Raw genomic sequence first — 20,022 nt, forward strand, 5'->3', positions numbered from 1 at the left:
TTTTCCATCTCAAGGGAGTACCCCATGCATCTCGTTCAGTCGATGGCTTACGTCAACGAAACGCCATGGCACGGCCTAGGCAATCAGCTTGCCAGCAACCAGCCGCTCGAAGTCTGGGCACAACAGGCCGGTATGGCCTGGAAGATCGAGGAATCCGAAGTGCGCTTCGTCGCAGGTCCGACGGGCCTCGGCTCCATTCACGCGTTCCCAGAACAGAAGGTGCTGTACCGGTCGGATACCAAAGCGCCGCTGTCCGTTGTGTCGAGCCGCTATCAGGTGGTCCAGCCCGCCGAGATTCTCGAGTTCTATCGGGATCTCACCGAAGTCGGCGGATTCGAACTGGAAACGGCAGGCGTGCTCAAGGACGGCAGGAAGCTGTGGGCACTCGCCCGCACGGGACAAAGCGTGTCCCTCAAGGGTCGCGACAAGGTCAACGGCTATCTGCTGCTCGCCACGGCCTGTGATGGCACGCTCGCGACAACAGCGCAGTTCACCTCGGTGCGTGTGGTCTGCAACAACACGCTTGCCATCGCACTCGGTGACAGCACGGGTGCCGTGAAAGTGCCCCATCGTAGCCAGTTCGATGCACAGGCTGTCAAGCGCCAGCTCGGTATCGCGATCTCGTCGTGGGACGGCTTCATGGTGCGCATGAAGGCACTGTCGGAACGCAAGGTGACGGCCGAATCCGCCGACGCGTTCTTCCGGCGCGTACTGACTTACCCAACAGCCAATGCTTCGGACCGCGCGGCGGCCACAACCAACGACAGCGCGATCAGGGCCGTGCAGGCGCTGTTTTCCGGGCACGGTAAGGGAGCACATCTGCCCTCTGCAGACGGTACCGCGTGGGGGCTGCTCAACAGCGTGACCGAATTCGTTGATCACCAGCGTCGTGCCCGCAGCGATGATCACCGTCGCGATGCCGCGTGGTTCGGCCACGGCGCGACTCTCAAACAGAAGGCATGGGACGAAGCGCTGAAGCTCGTCGTCTGAATCGTCCCTGCCCTCTTCACCCAACGTCATAAGACGCCCGGTCGAGCCTGCGCTCACCGGGTGTTTTGCCGTCAGGAGGATCTCACATGACACACCTTACTGCAGACGGGCCAGGCGGCAGGCGACCTCCCGCGCTTCGGCTGGTCCCCACACAGGGCTTAAGCCGTGACGACTGGCTGGCGGTGCGCAGGACCGGCATCGGCGGCTCGGATGCGGCTGCCGCCGTAGGACTCAATCCGTACATGAGCACGCTTGAACTGTGGCTCGACAAGACCGGGCGCGATGCCGGGCTGGCGAAGCCCGACCCGCATGACACCACGGAACCCGTGTACTGGGGCACGCTGCTCGAACCCATTGTTGCTGCGGCCTACACGCAGCAGACCGGCAACCGGGTACGCAAGGTCAACGCCGTCCTCCAGCATCCCACGATTCCCTTCATGCTGGCGAATCTCGATCGCGAGATCGTCGGTGTACCGGGCGTGCAGATTCTGGAATGCAAGACCGCCGGCGAGTTCGGCGCACGGTTATGGCGCGACGGCGTGCCGGAATACGTGCAGCTTCAGGTCCAGCATCAGTTAGCTGTCACGGGCAAGCGCGCTGCCGACGTCGCCGTGCTGCTATGCGGCCAGCAACTGGCAGTGCACCGTATCGAGCGTGACGACGAACTGATCGCCCGGCTCATTCCGCTCGAAGCACAGTTCTGGCAGTACGTGACCAGCGACACGCCACCTCCTGCGGACGGTTCCGAATCTGCCGACCGCGCACTACGGCACCTGTATCCGGGCAGCGCGGGCGTGTCGGTGGACTTTACGGGCGACCCGCGCCTGTCGGCGGTCTTCTCCGATCTGGTTTCGGTCCGGGCCGAGATCGAAACGCGCACGGAGCTGGAGTCAAGGCTGAAGCAGACCATCCAGCAGGCCATGGGCGACGCATCCCGCGCGCTCTTCGAGACCGGCGAAGTCTCGTTCAAACGCAGCAAGGACTCGGACGGCGTCGATCTGAAACGGTTGCTTTCCGAACACCCCGATCTGCAGCAGCAATACGCCATCACGAAACCCGGCTCACGCCGGTTTCTCGTTTCCATCTGATTTCCATCTGACACCTGGAGAAAACAGTCATGCTCAAAGGTCTCGCCATTACGCCGCCTGTTATCGGGCGGATTTCGATTGGCCGTCTGGTCGAGAAGAACGGCAAGCGACTGCCGGAGAAGGACGACCAGTTCACTATCACCACGCAGATCCAGAATCGCGACGGCTGGATGCTGCATCCGCTCAACGAATCGTTGCGCAAGATGACCAGTGGCAAGCTGCGCTCGATTCCCGTCCGGTTCCTGTTCAACGATCCCGACCTGAACCTGCGGGCCGAGTATTCGCTGTTTGATCGTGACACGGGGCGCCCTGTCTGTGTTGGCAACGGCGAAACGTGCAAGCGCGCCGGTGAGAGCAGCATCGAGAATCAGCCGTGTCCGTCGCCGGACGGATGTGCGTTCGGGCAGGCCGGAAACTGCAAGCCCTATGGGCGGCTGAATATGGTGATCGGTGAAGACGACGAACTCGGTTCGTTCATCTTCCGCACGACCTCCTACAACTCTATCCGTACGCTCGCCGCGCGACTGCGTTATTTCAGCGCGGTGTCGGGCAATCTGCTCGCGTGTCTGCCACTGGAACTGAAACTGCGCGGCAAATCCACCACACAGAGCTACCGGTCGGCGATCTACTACGTTGATCTGGCGGTAAGAAGCGGCAGCACGCTGGAAGACGCGATCGGACAGGCGCACGAACTGGACGCGCGTCGCCGCGCGGCAGGCTTCGACCAGTCTGCGCTGGATACGGCGGCGCGCAACGGATTCGGCAACGGCGCCTTCGAAGAGAGTATCGAGGACGGGTCGGCGGTCGTCGAGGAGTTCTATCCGGATGCCGGTAGCGCAGAGGCGGGCAGCCAGGCCGAAGGTGCCGGGCCTGCAATCCAGACCCCGCAGCCGACCCTGCGCCAGAAGCTGGATCGCCGCGCTGCACGGGTTGGCGGTGCCGCGGCATGAGGCCGGTCCGATACGGTGTACTGGCACTGGCAGCCGGAGCAACCGGCACGGCCATCTGCATGTCGGTGATCGCCGGCTGGCAGCGCGGCGGGTGGCTTGCCGAGCGGCTGGTGTGGATCGCAACCGGAGTCGTGCTGGTTATCGGCGCACACCTGTTGCCGTCACTCTGCCGTTCGACGCCATTCGCCGTTCGCTGTATTGGTGGATTACTCTGGTTCGCGTGCATGGCCGGGGCATCCTATGGTCACGCGACGTTTTTCCTGCTTTCGCAGTTGCACGCAGGCGACGCACGGGCAGGACCGACCGTGGTCACGGTTCGCCCGCAGCGCAATCTCGCCGCAGTCATGGCGGAACGGGCGGTCGTGACCCGACAACTGGCAGTCGCAGACGCGCAGCGCTGTCCGCACGACTGTCCGGCGTTGCGGGTCCGGCAGGTCTCGCTCGCCGCGAAGCTCGATGCGCTCGATGCCGAAGCCAGCGAACTACGCCGGCAGGAAGCCAGCGCTGACCGGGAGGCCGCGCGAAATGAAGCATTGCGTGACGATCCGGTCATCGCGCGACTCGCCACGGTCCTGCCATTGCCGGCGACCCACCTTGACCTGTTTACCGGACTTTCCTTTGCCGCCGTACTCGAGGGCATGGCCTGCCTGCTCTGGTATCTGGTGCCTCAATCGAATGTGCCGGACGCAGCAGATCACCCCGTCGTGATGGAGCCAGTCACCGCCGATACTCCCGCGCCCGGCACCAGCCCGCCAGCAGTCACCACGGTCACGCCCGTCGATGCCGAAGTCGCGAGGCTGGTCCGCGACATCGAAGCCGGACATCTGCGTCCGACGGTTTCCGGCATCCGTCGTCACCTTCGCTGCTCCCAGGCCAGAGCCACGGTCCTGCGTCGGCAAGTCCTTGAGTCAGCCACGCAGCTGTAACGGGGCGCGTCTGCGTCCTTCCTGATTTTTTCTTCCGACGTGAGATGCATCCGGCTCTTCCGGAGGCATACCCACGTCCGCTTTCTGGAGACCCTCTACTTGAACCATCCATCTTTCTTTCCGCTCCAGCCGCGTATCAGGCCGGGGCGCATTGTCGCGACGCCAGGCGCACTCGCTTCACTGAACCACAACGGCATCCCGCCGATGGCCTTGCTGCTTCGCCACATCTGCGGCGACTGGGGCGACGTGTGCCCTGAGGACTGGCAGCAGAACGACCTGTCCGTCGCCTCTGGCCTGCGTGTCCTGTCTGTCTACACGATGCCTGACCGCACGAAGGTCTGGGTCATCACGGAATGGGACCGCTCGGTCACGACCGTGCTTTTGCCCGACGACTACTGACGCAGTCCGATCAGCTTTTTACTCATCGTCTTATCCAAACCAATTCCTCTTTCGCTCGCCGGCATTTCGTCCCGGCAAACCGTAACCTTACTGGAAACATCATGCAGACAAACGATACCCATGGCAGCGTCCGGTTCAAAACGGGCAGACCCACCGTCACCCCCGCAGCCACAGCGGCACTGGAACTCGCGAAAGTGCCAGACATCCTCTTGCTCGCGCGCCACATTCACGGTGACTGGGGCGACCTGGATGAGCGTGACTGCCTTCAGAATGAACTCGCGGTGCTCTTAGAGCTGCGAATCCTGTCGCGCTATGTCTTGCCGACGGGCTCGGTCATCTGGGTTGTGACCGAGGCAGACCGCTCCTCGACGACGATCCTGCTGTGCGACGGTTGTTGAATGCAAGCGTTCGTCCGAAGACGGTCGGTTCGGCCGAAGCTGTTCAGTCGGACCAGTTCGCAAAAGCCGCATGCCTAGTTGATTGCGGCTTTCAAAGCTTCACAGCCTTTAACCGATGCCGCGAAGTCCTTCGTCGCCGATGACTGTCCCGGATCGACCCGCTAGGGACGGTCGGCGTTCTCCACAGCGGACGCTCGCAGACGATGACATCGGCACATTTTTACGTCGAATATCGCCATAATGTCGGTTGCCTCGATATCCGGCGCCTCTCGACTGAGGTGTCATTTCTGAAAATGCCAGCCAGAAAAAAGACATCGAACCCGCCCATGGCGACTCGCCGACTTCTGGCGGCGGAAATGCTTTTGGCCGGGAAGCCGGTTTCCTACGTCGCAGACCTATTTGGCCTGAGCGAAATTTCGGTGCGTAAGTACAAATCGCTTCTCGAGTCCGGCGGCATGGAAGCAATCCGGAAACTCCGCGAGGCCGGCCCACGCCCGCGAATGAGTGACGAAGCCCGGCTCTGGCTTGCCAACGCAATCAAGCATTCACCAAAGCTGCTTGGATTCGATAGCGCGGGTTGGACTATCGATCAGCTCCGCATTGTCATCGAGCGTCACTTGGGCATCAGGTATTCACACTCACATACATCCAGGCTCGTACGTGATCTAGGTTTGACCACTCACCTATTGTCCCGGCAGCACTCGACACGCCCCTGAAAGGGCCGAGAACGAAGCAGCAAAGTGAGTACGATAATGCTCACGAGCGCAGGACTCTTGCCACCTCCGCGAGCCGATAAGGTTTGGTGACAAACGAAAAATCACCTAAATCGCTGTGCTGCTGTCGAAGTACTGTAAGCGGATAGCCGCACGCGAGCACGATTTTAATGGCCGGGTACAGCTCACGGACACGATGTGCAAGCTCGATACCGCTTACGCCTCCCGGCATCGTCACGTCGCTGAAAACAATATCGATTCCCGGGCGATTGGTTAGGACATCAATGGCACCCGCTGCGTCGCTAGCCGTCACGACCTCGTAGCCGATGCTTCGGAATAGAGCGGCTGCGGCAGTCAGCGCGTCCGGCTCGTCGTCCACGATCAGCACAGTTTCCACCGCCAACCTGCTGGAAAAATCTTTCACGGATTCGGCATCGCCCATCAAGGCGGGTAAATAGATGTCGATTGTCGTGCCTTTTTCGTTGGAGCTTCTGATCAGCACTTCACCACCCGACTGCTTGATAAACCCGTAAACCTGACTCAGCCCCAGGCCAGTGCCTTTCCCCACCTCCTTTGTGGTGAAAAACGGCTCGAATGCCCGTGCAGCGACTTCCGGTGGCATACCGGTCCCGGAATCCCTGACGGATACCTTGATAAACGACCCAACGTTCAGACCACCGACTGCACCTGCTCCGAGCTCGACGTCCATCGTGTCGATAACGATTACCCCGCCGTCAGGCATAGCGTCGCGCGCATTGACCACGAGATTTAACATGGCCGCCTCAAATCTCGCGGCGTCGATGAGCACGGTGGGCCGCTGAGAGTTCAGGGTGAATTCCATCCGGACCGACTCGGCACCCGCACGAAGCATGGGCTCAAAGTCCCTGATGAGATTGTTAATATTGGATCTTTCGGTCTTGAGCGGTTGCTGTCGTGCAAAGGCAAGTAGTTGCTGCGTGAGCGACGCGCCCCGATCAACGGTCCGTTGCATCATGTCAAGGACCTTCGCGTCGAGATGGGTTCGCGACTGTGTGGTCAATACCTGCAAACCATTCGATAACACCGATAGCAGATTGTTGAAGTCGTGCGCAACGCCCCCCGTGAGCTGTCCGACAGCTTCCATTTTCTGGGATTGAAAGAGCGCGGTGTTGGCGCGCTCCAGCTTTTCTGCCGCCAGCTTGCGCTCGGTAATGTCTCGCGTGATTTTCGCAAATCCGACCAGCTCTCCGGACGGGTCCCGAATCGGGTCGATGACCACGGACGCCCAGAAATGCGTGCCGTCCTTCCGCACGCGCCAACCCTCGCCCTCGAATTTTCCCTGTTCGAGCGCGGTATTCAGCGCTTTGCCAGGAAACCCGGTCGCGCGGTCTTCGTCCGTGTAAAACTGTGAAAAGTGCTTTCCGAGGATCTCTTGAGCGGTATAACCCTTGAACCTCTCAGCGCCGGTGTTCCAGCTCACGACATACCCACGGGTATCCAGCATATAGATCGCGTAGTCCCTCACACCGTTCACAAGCAGCTCGAAACGCTGCGCATCGGTAAGTGTGGCTAATGGATCAGGCCGCTCAGTTTTCATCGTCAATATGTGGCGAGGTCGCGGGGCGCGTTGAATATGGAGATAGTAACCCGCGGCGGCCAGCTCTTTCAAAGAAGACGGGTCCGAAGGGCACCGTTGCCAGTGATTGTTAGCGATGTCGGTTCGATGCGGAATGGCTCAAAACGGCCGAACCCGGGCCGACGGCGAACGCACCAAGTCGCCCCATTGGGGTCACCCACAAGCACCGAAAACGGATGTTCAAGAAGGGCGTCCCGAGCAAATGCGCCAGGAATATCGGCTCAACTGGTTGCGAGAAATTGGGCAATTTCGGCGGCTAATGCAGCGGGCTCCTCCAGCATCATCATATGGCTGCTTTCCCGGACAGATAGCGTGAGCCGACCCGATTGCACTAACTCTTCGGTTTGGTGCTGAACACCGAGAAAGTACGCCTGAAGCATCTCCTTATGCCATTCTGGCAGTCCGGGCGGGAGGATTAGCCGATTTGCACGAAAAATCAGGCTTGGCGCGTCAATCGTGCGGACCAGATCGAAGAAGCTGTGGTCACTGAGGAAAGCTGCGTACAGGGCTCGAATTCCTAGTGTCGTTGCCGCGTCCGTACGAAACGCATATCGATCGTTGTTAAGCGGATTCAGCCGGCGCCTCACAATCTCCGAGCTATCGGCCGGGCAAAGGCCGTAGATCTCGGCAACACGTCGTTCGAGGTTAGCTACCGCTTTGCCGGTCAGGGTTGGCTGCGGTCGCACCCATTCGGCTCGCGCTCGCTCCTGAGATGCCGCTGCTTCTTCGCACGAAAGGCCGACATACTCACCGGCGCGCAGCGCAAATCCGTCCAGGTCGATGACGTGGCTAACGCCGCCATACCTCGATGCGTAAAGGAATGCCAGGACTCCCCCGAGCGAATGGCCAACCATCGAAATGTCGGATGTCGAATAGCTCTGGAGAACGGTCTGGATGTCTCTTAAGACAAGATCGACATTCCATTCCCCCGACTCAGACAGTCCGTGGCCGCGCAGGTCCAATGCGATTACACGCCGATGCGATACCAACAGACGCGCCATGGGCAACCAATCGGCCGCGGATCTCCCGGCTCCATGCAACAAGAGCATAACCGGTCCTGTTCCCCCGTGGTTCTGCACGGCAAGTCTTACGGGACCGGACTGTATAAGTACTTCAGACCTACTGGCATTCATGACCTTGCTTCTGGCTAGGCAACTGCTTCGGCCGGCTGCCGCGTCAGCAGTGCCAACAGCCTGGCAACTTCCTCCCGCATCTGCCGCCGATCCACAATCATGTCGATTGCACCTCGCGTTATCAAAAACTCTGGACGCTGATACCCCTCAGGTAACTTCTCATGTACCAACTGTTCGATTACGCGGGCACCGGTGAACGCAATCAATGCCTTTGGTTCTGCGATCACGACGTCGCCCAGGAACGCAAAGCTTGCCGACACGCCGCCGGTTGTCGGATCGGTGAGTATGGATATGAAAGGAAGCCCGGCCTCGGCCAATCGTGTCAGGATGGCCGTCGTCTTGGCCATCTGCATCAACGAGTACACGCTTTCCTGCATCCGTGCGCCGCCAGAGGCGGTAATGCAAATAAAAGGCGTGCGCTGCTCAAGCGCATTTCTTACGCCGCGAACAAAACGTTCGCCGACGGCCGAGCCCATTGAACCGGCCATAAATGCGAAATCGAAGCATGCCACCACGACGGGAACGGAGTGGACGGTGCCGCCCATAACCACCAGGGCATCTGTCTCGCCTGTTTCTTCCATTGCATTACTCAAGCGATCGGGGTACGTGCGGCTGTCCCTGAACTTCAGCGGGTCGATCGGCAGTACTTCGCGGCCAATCTCATAGCGCCCTTCCACGTCGAGAAAGTGGTCAAGGCGTTTGCGAGCGCCGATGGGCATGTGATGAGCGCATTTCGGACAGACATGAAGATTTGCTTCGAAGTCACTGCGATAGAGCACTGCTTCGCATGCCGGGCACTTAAGCCACAGGCCTTCCGGAATAGCCTTGCGGCGCTTCGGGACGGACTGTTTGATCTGTGGTGGCAATAGCTTGTCGAGCCAATTCATACTTTCTCCGGTAATCGCATGTCCGCTGCGTAAGTGATCGGGAAAATGAGGCTGTATTTACTCTCGTCGGGGCACTCACGCGGCAATTGAGCTATCCGATCCGGCATATTACAGCACGCGATTTCATAGCTCATCACCGATCGGGATCGCCGGATTGTTCTCGATTTGGACGGGCATGGCGAACGTCAGATATTGGCCGATCACGGCCGCCGTAGCTCAGTCCGATGCAATGGTCTTAGCCATATACGCCGAATATGTGCTCGCCGAAAATTTTTGAGCGAGTCAATTTGACAAACTATAATCGCGCTCCATTTTCCCGGAGCGATCCATGGCAGATACGGACTTATCATCGACCTCCTTGGGCCTGGCTGCGTATGCAGAATTTGCAGATCGCTATGCTTCGGTGGCACCAACGAAAGCGCACAACGCGCTTTACGAACGCCCCGCGACGATTGCTTTAGTCGGAGATGTCTCCGGTTTGCGCATTTTGGATGCGGGATGCGGACCGGGAATTTTCAGCGAAATCTTCGCCCGCAATGGAGCGACGGTCCACGCATTTGACATCACGCCACGGATGGTCGAGCTTGCCCGCATACGTTGCGCTGGACTTCCGGTCACGTTGGCTGAAGGCAATCTAGCTGAACCACTGGACTGGCTGCAAGATGCGTCATTCGACAAGATCGTGTGTGCCTTGGCGCTCGACTACGTTGCAGACCTGGCTCCAGTGTTTAAAGAATTCAGAAGGGTCGCCAGTCCTGGCGCAACATTGATGTTCTCGATGTCTCATCCCATGCGCGACTGGATGGACGAGCGGACGCACGGAGCCTGGACATACTTCGATACGTCCCGCTTCGGCATGTACTGGGGCGGCTTCGGCGAACCAAAGCCGTTCGTTCAGTCGTATCGACGCCCGCTTGCAGCCATACTCAACGATTTGGTCGAAAGTGGCTGGAATCTGGAGTCGCTCGTCGAGCCAAAACCGCTTGAAGAGATGAAGACCGTCGACCCGGAGCATTACGCAGAACTCTCTATGACCCCTGCGTTTATCTGTGTTCGGGCACGCTGCTAGGCATCTCGGTATTCATAGCGAGAAATAGCTCCGAATGTCGTCAATCTGAGAGGATGCGTCCACTGGCCGTTCCTGGCCGCACAGCGTCTATCGAGTCCGACAAACGTTGTCCCATCCGGGCGCTTTTGCTAAAGCCCAGGTTCGCAGCTCGAATCCAGCGCGCGGTTGCGTGAGCACGTCAGATAGAGAAAAGCCCAGCAAACAAGCCCGGCGACCATTCCGACGGGCAAAGCAAATCGGATCAATCCGAGGTAAGGAGAATAGTGGTTGACGCCACGAGACTGCGGTAGGACTGCCGCGATCCATAGGCCCGAGGCAAGCAAAATGCCCAAAGCTGCAAAGTACAGCCAATGCGAGGTCTGGAGCCTTTTTGCGACGAAGACGCCGCAAACGTAGAAAGGGAAGATTGGTAGACCAAAAATAGCCAGACCCAAAAGCGCAATACCTAGCTCGGTCGCAGAAAAACGCAAAAGGTTGGACACTATTCCGTGGCCCACAAAGACACTTGGAACCTGCGGGACACATTCTGCCATGATTGCAGGAAGAAACGTCATCGCACCTGCGGCCAGTGAAATTGGAAAAGCGATGATTGCACGCAACGGCGTTACGAACTGTGGTCGCTGTTTCATTTTGTTTTCCGATGTGCCGACCTCACGACCGGCAAGGAATATGGCATTGCTCGGCCGCGTTCCCAATGAGCAAATTCACCATCGATTGTCGGCGATCTGAGTGCCCGCGTCGAGTGACCGGAACTGGCCGGGTTGAGGCGATGCCACCGGCAATTTGCTCGCCGGAAACCGGCCATTGAGCGCGGACGGACTAGACCTTCGCTATTCAAATCGAATGGCGACCTCGAACGGCGGCTCGTGGTCGACCGTGGTCTGACACGGACCTCGATCAATCGCGCGTCGCGGGGATATGCAAAAGGCGTAATGCGGCCCGAAAGGGATGTTCAGTATCTCCGTGAGCAGTCATTCGCGTCGCTGAATGGGCGTAAGCGTGTAAAGGACCTCGAAGCCCTCGCATATGAGAGGCATCGAACTGTCAGGCACCCGACCAATTCGGCTGCACTCGTCTGTGAAGAAGCGCCAGTGCTCCGTCCGCCAATGCGCTAGTGAAAGATCGCCTTCTCCTTCGATAGCCGCGAATTCAGCATCGACGCGATCGAAAGACACGGTATGCACTTCAGTGACTCGTAGAACGAGCGCCGGTCGACCATGCCAGTCAAGCACAATTTCAATGTCTCCAGCCTCAGGAATTGACTCGCCGTCGAAGTCCCACGACCAGGCCAGACTGCAGGTACCACGTTTTACGCCGGCACGAATGAGTGCGATCAGCGACTCTGATAGTGCTTCCGAATCCCCAAATCCACCAACTCGAACGCACCCTTTAGGCAGATGTATGTCTTGTTCGGCCAAGTCGGTGACCAGCTCGTCTACACTTTTGCCCATCTATTTCGGCATCCTTTCGATTGCATTTATCGGTATCGGAATCTCGCGCGGTGATTGTCGGCGATTGATGGGGTGTTGTCGAATATCTCAAAATGGCCGCACCGAACCCTACGACGATCGGCTCAGGTCGACCCGCTACCTAAAAGATTACCGCAACCGGCCGTTCAAGATGGCGGTGCGTTGTCGCTTATACTTGGTCGCTCGCCATAGCAAAAAATCACCAGCATGAGCCCGGTTCCCAATGATCCGCAAACAGCATTTATACTGAAATTGCAGTCTCGCTACGATCAGAGGCCCACAGGATGGTTGCTTTCGGCCCCCGACATTGAACTCTGGACCCAGATTGTCGGATCGACGAGGCGGGAGGCGTATAACGCGATGGCTCGGCAAATCGCGGTCGGGTTTCACGAGGGGCGACTTCCCTTCTGGTTTTGCGACGCTGTGGTAAACGCGATTATCGGTTTCGTGTATGACGACTGGACCGCGAAGGGGGAAGACTTCCCCGCCTTGTTTTACGAAACCTACTTAGCCTTTGACGCGGGTGAAGTTAGTCGACCAGGAGTCGATCCGATTGAGACCTACACGCGTCCTATGATTGCGAAAATTGTTTTCGATTTAGGCAACGAAGCTGGATGACTCTTCCTGGCCGCGCCGAGCCCTACGACGGTCGGCTCAGGTCGACCCTGAGCCATCGCTCGACCCGCTGAGATGTAGTCGACGGCTTTCATTCAAGAGCGGCCATTTCTGCGCCTCAGCGGACGTCATACTTTTCGACTGCGCTTAAGCTTGGTGGGCATCCAGTCTCGCTCCTATATACGTCTCCTAGGAGCCTCTCTGCCCCTATAGCTTTCGACCTGAGGCAGTCCGGGCAGTCTATGATGACGGGCGAAGTCGACAAATACCTATCGCGCGGCCTAACCACTCATGCGAGGTAGAAGATGAACACCCTGATGCGCGAAGCGCTCAACTCGTACCTTGAGCGGATCAAGTCCGTCTTCCCGAACTTTCAGCGCTTCGGCGTGGGAAGCGACGCGTTTGACGCGGACGAGCTCGATTACAAGTGGGAATTAATCCGCCTGTTTCAATCGACCGTAGCAGGCAGACTCGTCGCTGCACATACGACCCGGTCTATGCCCGACGATGTCGCTGACAGCCTGATAAAAATGTTCGCTGCACCCAGCCACGGATCGCGACAGAACCTCGTCGACTGGCGTTACACAGAGGCAATCGAAAAACGCCTAACCGCCGTTGGAAAAACGCAATTTGCCACACTAGCCGCGAAGCTCCTTTATGGTAACGACGACACGGAATCACGAGTGGATGACTTTGTCCATGACCTGTGGTTGCTGCTTGACGGTGCTGGACAAAAAATCGACTCGTGGCCGGCCGCAACTCGGAGCATCACGTCGTACCTCTTGATGTTGTCTAATCCATCAGACCATGTCATTTTGAAAACTCGCGAATTTCAGCGTGCCTTCAGGGCATTTCTTGGCGAACCTCTCCCCGATGGTCCCCTTACTGGCCTCGACTACAAAGGTATCCAACGCTTCGTATTCGATCTGCGCGACACACTAGCGGACGCGGGCCTCGAACCTCGCGACCTGATCGACGTGCAGTCGTTTATTTGGGTCGGTGACCCTGAGTACAAACCAGGTCTTGGCAACGCTGCGGCTGGACAGCGTCGCGCCTCAACGGGCAACCTGGGTGGGACGACTGCCACAGCGGACTCCAGCACTGCGGTCTGGCAAAGCGACCTTGTCGCCGATCTCTTGGATCTCGAACGGAGGATTCCCGATCGGACGGAGCGCCAGACGATCATCATGGCTCGCGTAGGCCAAGGGCTGTTTCGGGCGAATGTCATCGCCCTGTGGGGACTAGGGGAAACATGCGCGCTTACGGGCATTTCAGCCCCGGCGCTGCTGACGGCGTCCCACATCAAGCCATGGCGGGACTCAACTGACGAGCAACGACTGGACGGGGTGAACGGCATCATGCTGGCCGCTCATGTCGATCGTCTGTTCGACCGGCATCTGCTCAGCTTCCGCGAAGACAGGGGCGTCTTCCGGTGCGTGATTCATCCTTCAGTGCGTCGGGACGCTGAAAAGCTTCAGCTAACCGAAAAGCTTTCTATCCGGTCGACTACTAATCTACGTATGGCCGAGCACAACCGGTTTTCCGCCTACATGGTAGAGCACCTGAAACAATTTAGCTCCAGGTGATTGCGCGAACCGTGCGCTGCATCATCACGACTACCCGTGCGTTGCGGCCCCTGCGTGTGCTGCCTCATCCGTTGATTGGAGGACAATTGCTTACAGTGGCCGAAAAGGCAACGCCGCTTCGCGAATCGAATGGCAGCTTGTTGAAGCGGTGGCGCCGTCCGGACGTCCGGACGCCGACGCGGGCGAATGACGCCTCCTGGCCGCACCCAGCCGGACGATGCCTGTTTGCATCGGACCCGAATGGGATCTCAGCTTATCGAGATTGTCGCTGCAGAGATTTTCAGTCTCGCCAACGGTCGTCGCTTCCGAAGCGGGACATCAGGTAACCGCCGAGCATAAGGGCGGAGCCTATCGCCATTGCCGTGCCACAAACTCTTTCGAATCCGTCGCCGCGGATCGCCACGATCGCTGCGCATATCACGACGAAACCCGCTGTGACCGGCAGTAACCTAGCTGCCTGCGATACACCAGTTTTTCCAGCCATATATGCCCCACATTTGTCCATCGATTGTTGATGATCTGAGCCCCTGTGTCGAAGGTCCATTCTTGGGCTGACAGCGACCCACCGTCGCCGGCCACGTACTACTCACACCTCGCGGTCTGTTCCGCCATCTCTGGGGCATCCTCACAGTTGCTCCGAAAGAACGGGACGACCTCAGTCCTCAAGAGGAGCCGGCCGGATCGCTCCTGACTCGTATCGATGGACCTGTCCGAATAGCTCGACTTCGTTGCCGTCAATGACAATCCCCGAACCGTCGGGACACGCGTAGAGGTCAGGGATAGTTGAGGACAATTTCGACTGCTTTTGGGTAACGCTTTCAGAATCGAAGTGCGGCCAAAAGTGGAAGTCGACAAGACGTAGCCCTGCATCATCCTCCAGCTGTTCGTCCCGAACGTCGCCACACAGTAATGCCGAGTCCACGTTCGGTGTCATCAAAATAGCTCCCGCGCTTACACCGATCAGCACCCCTCCTTCGGATACGTACCGAGTCAGGACCGGTAGAGCGCTGCGTCGCTGCAGCCACGACAAAAATGAGAACGTATTCCCGCCTGAGAGGTGGATCGCATCACACGACAGCAGAGTCGACCATTCCGCTTCCGATGTGTCTTGACCAGGGTCTACATACACGACCAAATTCGCGCCAATCCCCGCGTAGTAGTCAGCCTTACGCCGGAAGTAAATGCGCTCGGGATCGCTTGTCGCGGCGATATATCCAATCTTCGGCCGTGATCCTCCGATCAACCGCAGGAGACGCGCATCCATTTCTTCATTAGCCGGAAAGTCTTGATCACTATATAACGCCAGTTTTCGATAAAAGGACATGCGGCTCTCAAATGCGGTTCGAACTGGTTGGATTTTTCTGCTGGATGCGCGATAGGCCGGTATGACCGTGAATTTTCGCCCATTCTAAGCGTCAGTCGAACAATCTCTTCATGGCCCGACGAAGCCCGATGCCATTCGCATATGCGCAGCGGCCCTTCGGCCTCCCCTACGGCGGAGGGGCATGGTTGGGCTGAATGGATCGTATCCGAAGTTTTGTTTTGCTAAGCTGCAGGGACCGCACTCCTACAAAAATTCCAAATGCTCCGCGCATCAGTCTCGATCCGTATCCTGTTCGCAATCTGCCTTCTCGTCGCAACTTTCAATCACGCCCGATCCATTTTTCAATACGGCTTACTTTGGGATTACGGTTTTGGAAGCCGCATCACTTTAGCCAGCAAGATTTATTGGGATGCACTGACAATTCTGGACCCGCTTGCCGTTGTGCTGTTGTTCTCACGACCGAGGAAGGGGCTTTGGTTGACCGTCGCAATCATTGTCAGTGACGTGCTTCACAATACCTACTACGTAGCAATTAGCGACCATTGGCTATCCCTGTTCTACGTCGCTCAAGTTGGATTCCTGGTTGTTGTTGTCGCGCTAACACCTGTCGCAGCTCGGGGGCTCAGGCCCCGGCACCACACACTCGTTTGAATGGCCGGTCAACGATATTGGCGGATCTCCCCACCGTTCAAAGGCGGCCGTTGACTGCCCGACGGCGATTGGCAGTATGTCCCCGTAAGAGTCCTGCGATCCAGCGCCTTCCCGCTGACCGCTTCCAGGATGGAGAGACACGTTCGTTTTGTATCGACTTTGGTTAACGCTCGCCATGTCGGCTGGGTATATTGACCCCTTGGTCATTTGACGTATCGTGCAGGCGGTATTGTTCGAAGCATAAGGAAAAACGACATGCGGAAAGCCGCTGAAGCCTGTCTGCAGTTGCACCCGTCACTCGATGGGCTAGAGTGCGAGCGATTCCGAAAAGTCGCGACCCACCGAATCCACGCTCGCCAGCGAACGGCGCACTGCAGACCTTAGTCAAGGTCCTTGGGTCGACTCGGAGCCACATCATGACCAGTTATGTTTACCGATACCCTACAATATAGCGATGCTGCCGGTCACTCGGACGACGTTTTCGCGTCGTCCAAGCCATCCAGCGTCAGCCGGTCTTCAGAGTTGCCAATTACGTGCACACGTTTGCTTATGCGCACACTGATGGCCAAATATTGTTGGATGTGTTAGAAGCGGACAAGATCTAGCGATCCAGCTTGGCACGGGGTGGCACGCTACTTATGCCGCGTAATTGGAACACAATCAAAGTAATCGAAATGGCCATTCGAAAAGAGCTTTTTGTCAATGCACTCCAACTCGTCGATGTCGACTCCCGAACCAATGTTCCATCGGTTGTGGCCTATAGTAGCGGGAAGACCCTCTTCGGCTACGAGGCACTGGAAAGCGATGTAGATCCGACTCTAATCAACGAGAATTTTAAACTTGACCTTGGCCGGGTCACCCCGGCGCGCGTAAATCCCCCTCTGTTTGATTGTGCGGATGGCAAACCACGCTCGGCTAACGAGATTACGCAAGACTTTGTCGAGGCACTTATGAAGCGTGCGTCTGAATGGATTTCAGCGCGCGAACATAAAGCAGCCGATCGAATAATTGTCGCGGAGCCCCTTAGCCTGGAACGTGAGGGGACCTGGCTCGCAAACTATCGGAATCGTATGCGAGCAATTCTGCTAAAGCGGTTCAAGGAAGTCGACTTTTTACCCGAGCCTTTTGCCGTTTTCCAATTTTATCGATATGGGGTCAAGCATCCCGTCGTCGCGGCGAACAGAAAGCACGTCGCACTGGTGATCGACTTTGGGGGCGGAACTTTTGATATATCCGTGGTGGAAACCACGGCAACAGGCGACGTAAGTCAGAGTGGACGACACGCCCGTCCCTTGGCTGGTGCCTCCATCCCGGTAGGCGGGCACTTTATCAACCGATCCATCGCAAAGAAGCTCATCTCCGACAATCTCGCACGAGGTGTAGACAGAGGCACTCTTTCGAAAGCATGGAACTCATACGAGAGCGTTACTGAAGAAGACGGTAGGGGCTTTCAATCTCTACGTGACGATTTAAAGAACTTCATTCGTAATGTCCGGAGACTTACGAACGAGATCGAGAAGGCCAAAATATCGTTGTGTGGGATGATCCGGGATTGGAGGCTGGATGCCGAGTTCACGACACCACCATCGCATCAAATGCAGGTGCCTACCAATCCGTTCTCTGCGGCGCCAGAACTGAAGAGCGTCAGGCTTGACGCTGTCTGGTTGCGGGAAACGTTCATCGACCGGGTATGGAAGGAAAAACTCAAGCCAGAGGTCATATCCTGTCTTTTGCGCGGACAGTCTGAACTCGAAGGCAAGCCTATAACCGTTGTGCTTCTGTCAGGTGGTTCGGCGAACATACGATGGCTCGAGCAACTACTAGAAAGCCAGTTAGGTGACCGATTGCCCCAAGCGACATTCCTGTCGCTCGAGGCTAACTTCCAAGAAATTGTGTCTAAGGGTCTTGCGATCGAGTGTGCTCGAAAGACGTTTACCGAGGGCACAGGCGATTTCCAGTCTGTTACATACAATCGCCTTTGCCTGCTGCTGGCGGCCGACGGCGGGCATCCGAGTATCTATCGCTTTAAGCCGCAGTTCAACGGTGGAATGTCGGACCTGCTGGACGATGGTGTACTTCTGCGTTCGGCGAGTGCGTTGAAGGAAAAGATCGACACGCCGTTGAGATGGAAGGTTCGACTTCAGTCTCCGCCACGTCGGCAGCTTAACTACTATTTCCTCCGTTCTTCGCTCGACGTTGATGACATCAACAGCCTTCACAACGTCGATCACCGGGTTACAACCCCGGCTGGCACAAGATTTGATGCGTCGATTCACATCGAGCTAACTGTCGCAGAGGACGGGACCGCGTCGCCCCGATTCATATACCGGCAGAGACATGAGGACATTCCCGAGATCGCGGTTGATGGGGATCCCTTCTATATCGACATGACAGTTGGAGGACGCACTACATTGGGCGAAGCGTATTTCGGACTTGACTTCGGTAGTAGCAATTCGTCCATCTCATACGTTGAGCAAAGTGCGGTAAAGGTTTATTCGCAACGTGCCGGTGAAAAAGGCTGGATGGAGCTAAACGAGATGGTGCACGAGCTTCCGCTCAGTATCGCTCGGCCGCTTGCGAAGTACATCTCGTCGACTAACGTAGGCCCTCGCAACATTGAATATGTGGCTGCTCTAGAGGCGATGCTTGAATTCGCAGCGGCTATTGCGTATGCAGAGCACTGTGTCATGCTCGGGCGTGCGAAGGGGAAACTACTTAAGACGTTCCAGAAAGCGTCGGCTGGACCCATTTGGGCTTTGCTTCAGCAATCTCTGGGATCTGTGGGAAACAGGGGTAAGTTTTCTACCGCACTTCGCGATTTGGTAACTGATACCCATCGTCACTGGATTGAGGAAGCAATTTCAGCCGCAAACCATATTAAGCATGGTCGGGACCCCGGCGAGGCCGATCTCCATCGCGCGCTGAATTTGTTAGGCAACAAGGTTCTCTCGTGCCTATCAGGTAGAAGGTTCGGGTACTTCGAGAAAGTCACGCGCACCGGATTTGGCAAGAAATATGCAGGCCTATTCAAGGTCGCGCACGGCACGGAAAGCCACTTTCTCCACGCGCTTGATTATGCAGGGCCGGAAGACTTTTCCTCAGCGGAAGCCTTTGTTGTGGACCTCGAAGCAGGCCAGGCGCTTTCCCTTACACCGTTTATGTTCTGGCACGCTGTGGACGGGAAGATCGACCCGACCATCGCGGTGCTCGACATGATGAAGAAGGATGAGACAGGATTCAAGCTTATCGAAAGCGGCAAGGAGATCACTTTGAATGCAGATCACGAATTGTCCGAACTTCACGAGACGTGCGTCAAGGCGTTGGACGAAGACTCAGCTGGAAAAATCTTTATAGACCTAATGTTCACCGATACTGGAACGGCTTAGGTCGTGTGATCGCTCGGACGTTGAAGAGAGGCAATTGACTTCAGCGTCTCATGCCGCGACGAATGATCATACTGAGCGGCGGCTTGATACCAGATATCAGCTGCTGCGTCCCTGACGGCTCGACCGGCAGAAACGGGTCGGCTACGGTCTGACGCGCGATGCGCGGCCAGATACCCAGAACACGTATCCCGGATTGCGCTGGCGGGGGTGGCAAACGACATGCCGGCGCTCATGGACAGTCAGTGTAGGCGATTGGCAAGTTCTGATCCTGCCGCTTATACACGCGCCGTCAAGGCCATCGCCGGGCAGACATTTCCGCGTTGCAACCCTTTCGAGGCTTACCAGGACCAGCGCGAACAGGCCTATATAAATCGCAATATGTTTCCGGATGCGCGAGTCGCGCGCGTGGTCGAACAGGCGGACATGGTCGATGGGCTTGGCAATACCGGAGAGAGCTTTCAGGCGTTACTCAGCAAGGGCCTCACTCCCTACCGCTTTGCGAAGTTCGCCAAAATCAGCATGCCGGTACTCATCATCGCAGGACAACTCGATTTCCAGACTCCCGTTGAAGTTCACCGCTCACTTGCAAAAAAATTGCCACACGCGACACTGTTGGTCTACCCGGGCAGTGGTCACTTCATGTTCGTCGAGCAACCTGCGCGTTTCGGTCGCGACGTGGGCGATTTCCTTGCGGAGCAGTAGCCACGGCAATCAATTGTCGGCGATTCGTCTCGTGGCGTCGACTGTCTGGAAGTGGCCGCGTGTCCGATGCATTTGGCATGCGCTGCCCGAAACTTACGTGCCGATGATCGACAGCACGCGA

17 protein-coding genes are annotated in these 20,022 nt (G+C 57.4%); 11 read left to right on the forward strand and 6 right to left on the reverse strand.

Features of this window, described 5'->3' with window-relative positions; genetic code table 11:
• Positions 1 to 24: 24 nt before the first annotated feature.
• The 6 genes from P3T20_RS19820 to P3T20_RS19845 all read left to right on the forward strand — a co-directional run bounded on the left by P3T20_RS19820 (position 25) and on the right by P3T20_RS19845 (position 4,751).
• Entirely contained in the window at positions 25 to 990 is a 966-nt protein-coding gene (locus P3T20_RS19820) for a DUF932 domain-containing protein (RefSeq protein WP_429287607.1), read from the forward strand.
• A gap of 86 nt (positions 991 to 1,076) precedes the next feature.
• Positions 1,077 to 2,078, forward strand: coding sequence for a YqaJ viral recombinase family protein (locus P3T20_RS19825; protein WP_429287608.1), 1,002 nt, complete (start codon positions 1,077 to 1,079; stop codon positions 2,076 to 2,078).
• A gap of 29 nt (positions 2,079 to 2,107) precedes the next feature.
• A complete protein-coding gene (locus tag P3T20_RS19830) occupies positions 2,108 to 3,028 on the forward strand; it encodes a phage capsid protein (RefSeq protein ID WP_429287609.1) in 921 nt (306 codons plus the stop codon).
• On the forward strand, positions 3,025 to 3,954 hold the full coding sequence (locus P3T20_RS19835; RefSeq protein ID WP_429287610.1) for a hypothetical protein: 930 nt from the start codon (positions 3,025 to 3,027) through the stop codon (positions 3,952 to 3,954). The genes P3T20_RS19830 and P3T20_RS19835 overlap by 4 nt, the downstream gene beginning before the upstream one ends.
• A gap of 99 nt (positions 3,955 to 4,053) precedes the next feature.
• Positions 4,054 to 4,353, forward strand: a complete 300-nt coding sequence (locus P3T20_RS19840) for a hypothetical protein (protein ID WP_429287611.1) — start codon at positions 4,054 to 4,056, stop codon at positions 4,351 to 4,353.
• Positions 4,354 to 4,454: 101 nt separating this feature from the next.
• Positions 4,455 to 4,751, forward strand: a complete 297-nt coding sequence (locus tag P3T20_RS19845; RefSeq protein WP_429287612.1) for a hypothetical protein — start codon at positions 4,455 to 4,457, stop codon at positions 4,749 to 4,751.
• A gap of 756 nt (positions 4,752 to 5,507) precedes the next feature.
• Here P3T20_RS19845 and P3T20_RS19850 read toward each other — a convergent pair.
• The 3 genes from P3T20_RS19850 to accD form a co-directional block, all read right to left on the reverse strand.
• Positions 5,508 to 7,112, reverse strand: a complete 1,605-nt coding sequence (locus P3T20_RS19850) for a PAS domain S-box protein (protein ID WP_429287613.1) — start codon at positions 7,110 to 7,112, stop codon at positions 5,508 to 5,510.
• A gap of 188 nt (positions 7,113 to 7,300) precedes the next feature.
• A complete protein-coding gene (locus P3T20_RS19855) occupies positions 7,301 to 8,212 on the reverse strand; it encodes an alpha/beta fold hydrolase (protein ID WP_429287614.1) in 912 nt (303 codons plus the stop codon).
• 14 nt (positions 8,213 to 8,226) lie between these two features.
• On the reverse strand, positions 8,227 to 9,099 hold the full coding sequence (accD, locus tag P3T20_RS19860; protein WP_429287615.1) for an acetyl-CoA carboxylase, carboxyltransferase subunit beta: 873 nt from the start codon (positions 9,097 to 9,099) through the stop codon (positions 8,227 to 8,229).
• Between the two features lie 328 nt (positions 9,100 to 9,427).
• On the opposite strand from accD, the gene P3T20_RS19865 reads away from it, so the two are divergent.
• Positions 9,428 to 10,168 carry a class I SAM-dependent methyltransferase gene (locus P3T20_RS19865; protein ID WP_429287616.1) on the forward strand — a complete coding sequence of 247 codons (741 nt, stop codon included), beginning with the start codon at positions 9,428 to 9,430 and terminating at the stop codon, positions 10,166 to 10,168.
• Between the two features lie 128 nt (positions 10,169 to 10,296).
• Here P3T20_RS19865 and P3T20_RS19870 read toward each other — a convergent pair whose 3' ends face one another.
• Positions 10,297 to 10,797, reverse strand: a complete 501-nt coding sequence (locus tag P3T20_RS19870; protein WP_429287617.1) for a hypothetical protein — start codon at positions 10,795 to 10,797, stop codon at positions 10,297 to 10,299.
• Positions 10,798 to 11,139: 342 nt separating this feature from the next.
• Positions 11,140 to 11,619: an ASCH domain-containing protein gene (locus tag P3T20_RS19875; RefSeq protein WP_429287618.1), complete on the reverse strand. Its 480-nt coding sequence runs from the start codon at positions 11,617 to 11,619 to the stop codon at positions 11,140 to 11,142.
• Between the two features lie 225 nt (positions 11,620 to 11,844).
• Between P3T20_RS19875 and P3T20_RS19880 the strand changes: the two genes are divergently transcribed.
• Together P3T20_RS19880 and P3T20_RS19885 are read left to right on the forward strand one after the other, a co-directional pair.
• Positions 11,845 to 12,255 (forward strand): hypothetical protein, encoded by a 411-nt coding sequence (locus P3T20_RS19880; RefSeq protein WP_429287619.1) that lies wholly within the window; start codon positions 11,845 to 11,847, stop codon positions 12,253 to 12,255.
• A gap of 302 nt (positions 12,256 to 12,557) precedes the next feature.
• The gene (locus P3T20_RS19885) at positions 12,558 to 13,838 is read left to right on the forward strand and encodes an HNH endonuclease (protein ID WP_429287620.1); all 1,281 of its coding nucleotides are present in this window, start codon (positions 12,558 to 12,560) and stop codon (positions 13,836 to 13,838) included.
• Between the two features lie 655 nt (positions 13,839 to 14,493).
• Here P3T20_RS19885 and P3T20_RS19890 read toward each other — a convergent pair.
• On the reverse strand, positions 14,494 to 15,162 hold the full coding sequence (locus P3T20_RS19890) for a Type 1 glutamine amidotransferase-like domain-containing protein (protein ID WP_429287621.1): 669 nt from the start codon (positions 15,160 to 15,162) through the stop codon (positions 14,494 to 14,496).
• A gap of 1,325 nt (positions 15,163 to 16,487) precedes the next feature.
• Between P3T20_RS19890 and P3T20_RS19895 the strand changes: the two genes are divergently transcribed.
• Positions 16,488 to 19,199, forward strand: coding sequence for an Hsp70 family protein (locus P3T20_RS19895; protein ID WP_429287622.1), 2,712 nt, complete (start codon positions 16,488 to 16,490; stop codon positions 19,197 to 19,199).
• Positions 19,200 to 19,310: 111 nt separating this feature from the next.
• A complete protein-coding gene (locus P3T20_RS19900; protein ID WP_429287811.1) occupies positions 19,311 to 19,901 on the forward strand; it encodes an alpha/beta fold hydrolase in 591 nt (196 codons plus the stop codon).
• The last annotated feature ends 121 nt before the right edge of the window (positions 19,902 to 20,022 follow it).

The sequence above is a fragment of the Paraburkholderia sp. GAS206C genome, from assembly GCF_050435645.1.
GTDB classification, from domain to species: Bacteria; Pseudomonadota; Gammaproteobacteria; order Burkholderiales; family Burkholderiaceae; genus Paraburkholderia; species Paraburkholderia phenazinium_B.

Excerpts from the sequence above, each read along its gene's own strand:
- P3T20_RS19820 (WP_429287607.1), top strand. The coding sequence starts at position 25 with ATGCATCTCGTTCAGTCGATGGCTTACGTCAACGAAACGCCATGGCAC.
- P3T20_RS19825 (WP_429287608.1), top strand. The coding sequence starts at position 1,077 with ATGACACACCTTACTGCAGACGGGCCAGGCGGCAGGCGACCTCCCGCG.
- P3T20_RS19830 (WP_429287609.1), top strand. The coding sequence starts at position 2,108 with ATGCTCAAAGGTCTCGCCATTACGCCGCCTGTTATCGGGCGGATTTCG.
- P3T20_RS19835 (WP_429287610.1), top strand. The coding sequence starts at position 3,025 with ATGAGGCCGGTCCGATACGGTGTACTGGCACTGGCAGCCGGAGCAACC.
- P3T20_RS19845 (WP_429287612.1), top strand. The coding sequence starts at position 4,455 with ATGCAGACAAACGATACCCATGGCAGCGTCCGGTTCAAAACGGGCAGA.
- P3T20_RS19855 (WP_429287614.1), bottom strand. The coding sequence starts at position 8,212 with ATGAATGCCAGTAGGTCTGAAGTACTTATACAGTCCGGTCCCGTAAGA.
- accD (WP_429287615.1), bottom strand. The coding sequence starts at position 9,099 with ATGAATTGGCTCGACAAGCTATTGCCACCACAGATCAAACAGTCCGTC.
- P3T20_RS19865 (WP_429287616.1), top strand. The coding sequence starts at position 9,428 with ATGGCAGATACGGACTTATCATCGACCTCCTTGGGCCTGGCTGCGTAT.
- P3T20_RS19870 (WP_429287617.1), bottom strand. The coding sequence starts at position 10,797 with ATGAAACAGCGACCACAGTTCGTAACGCCGTTGCGTGCAATCATCGCT.
- P3T20_RS19875 (WP_429287618.1), bottom strand. The coding sequence starts at position 11,619 with ATGGGCAAAAGTGTAGACGAGCTGGTCACCGACTTGGCCGAACAAGAC.
- P3T20_RS19880 (WP_429287619.1), top strand. The coding sequence starts at position 11,845 with ATGAGCCCGGTTCCCAATGATCCGCAAACAGCATTTATACTGAAATTG.
- P3T20_RS19885 (WP_429287620.1), top strand. The coding sequence starts at position 12,558 with ATGAACACCCTGATGCGCGAAGCGCTCAACTCGTACCTTGAGCGGATC.
- P3T20_RS19890 (WP_429287621.1), bottom strand. The coding sequence starts at position 15,162 with ATGTCCTTTTATCGAAAACTGGCGTTATATAGTGATCAAGACTTTCCG.
- P3T20_RS19895 (WP_429287622.1), top strand. The coding sequence starts at position 16,488 with ATGGCCATTCGAAAAGAGCTTTTTGTCAATGCACTCCAACTCGTCGAT.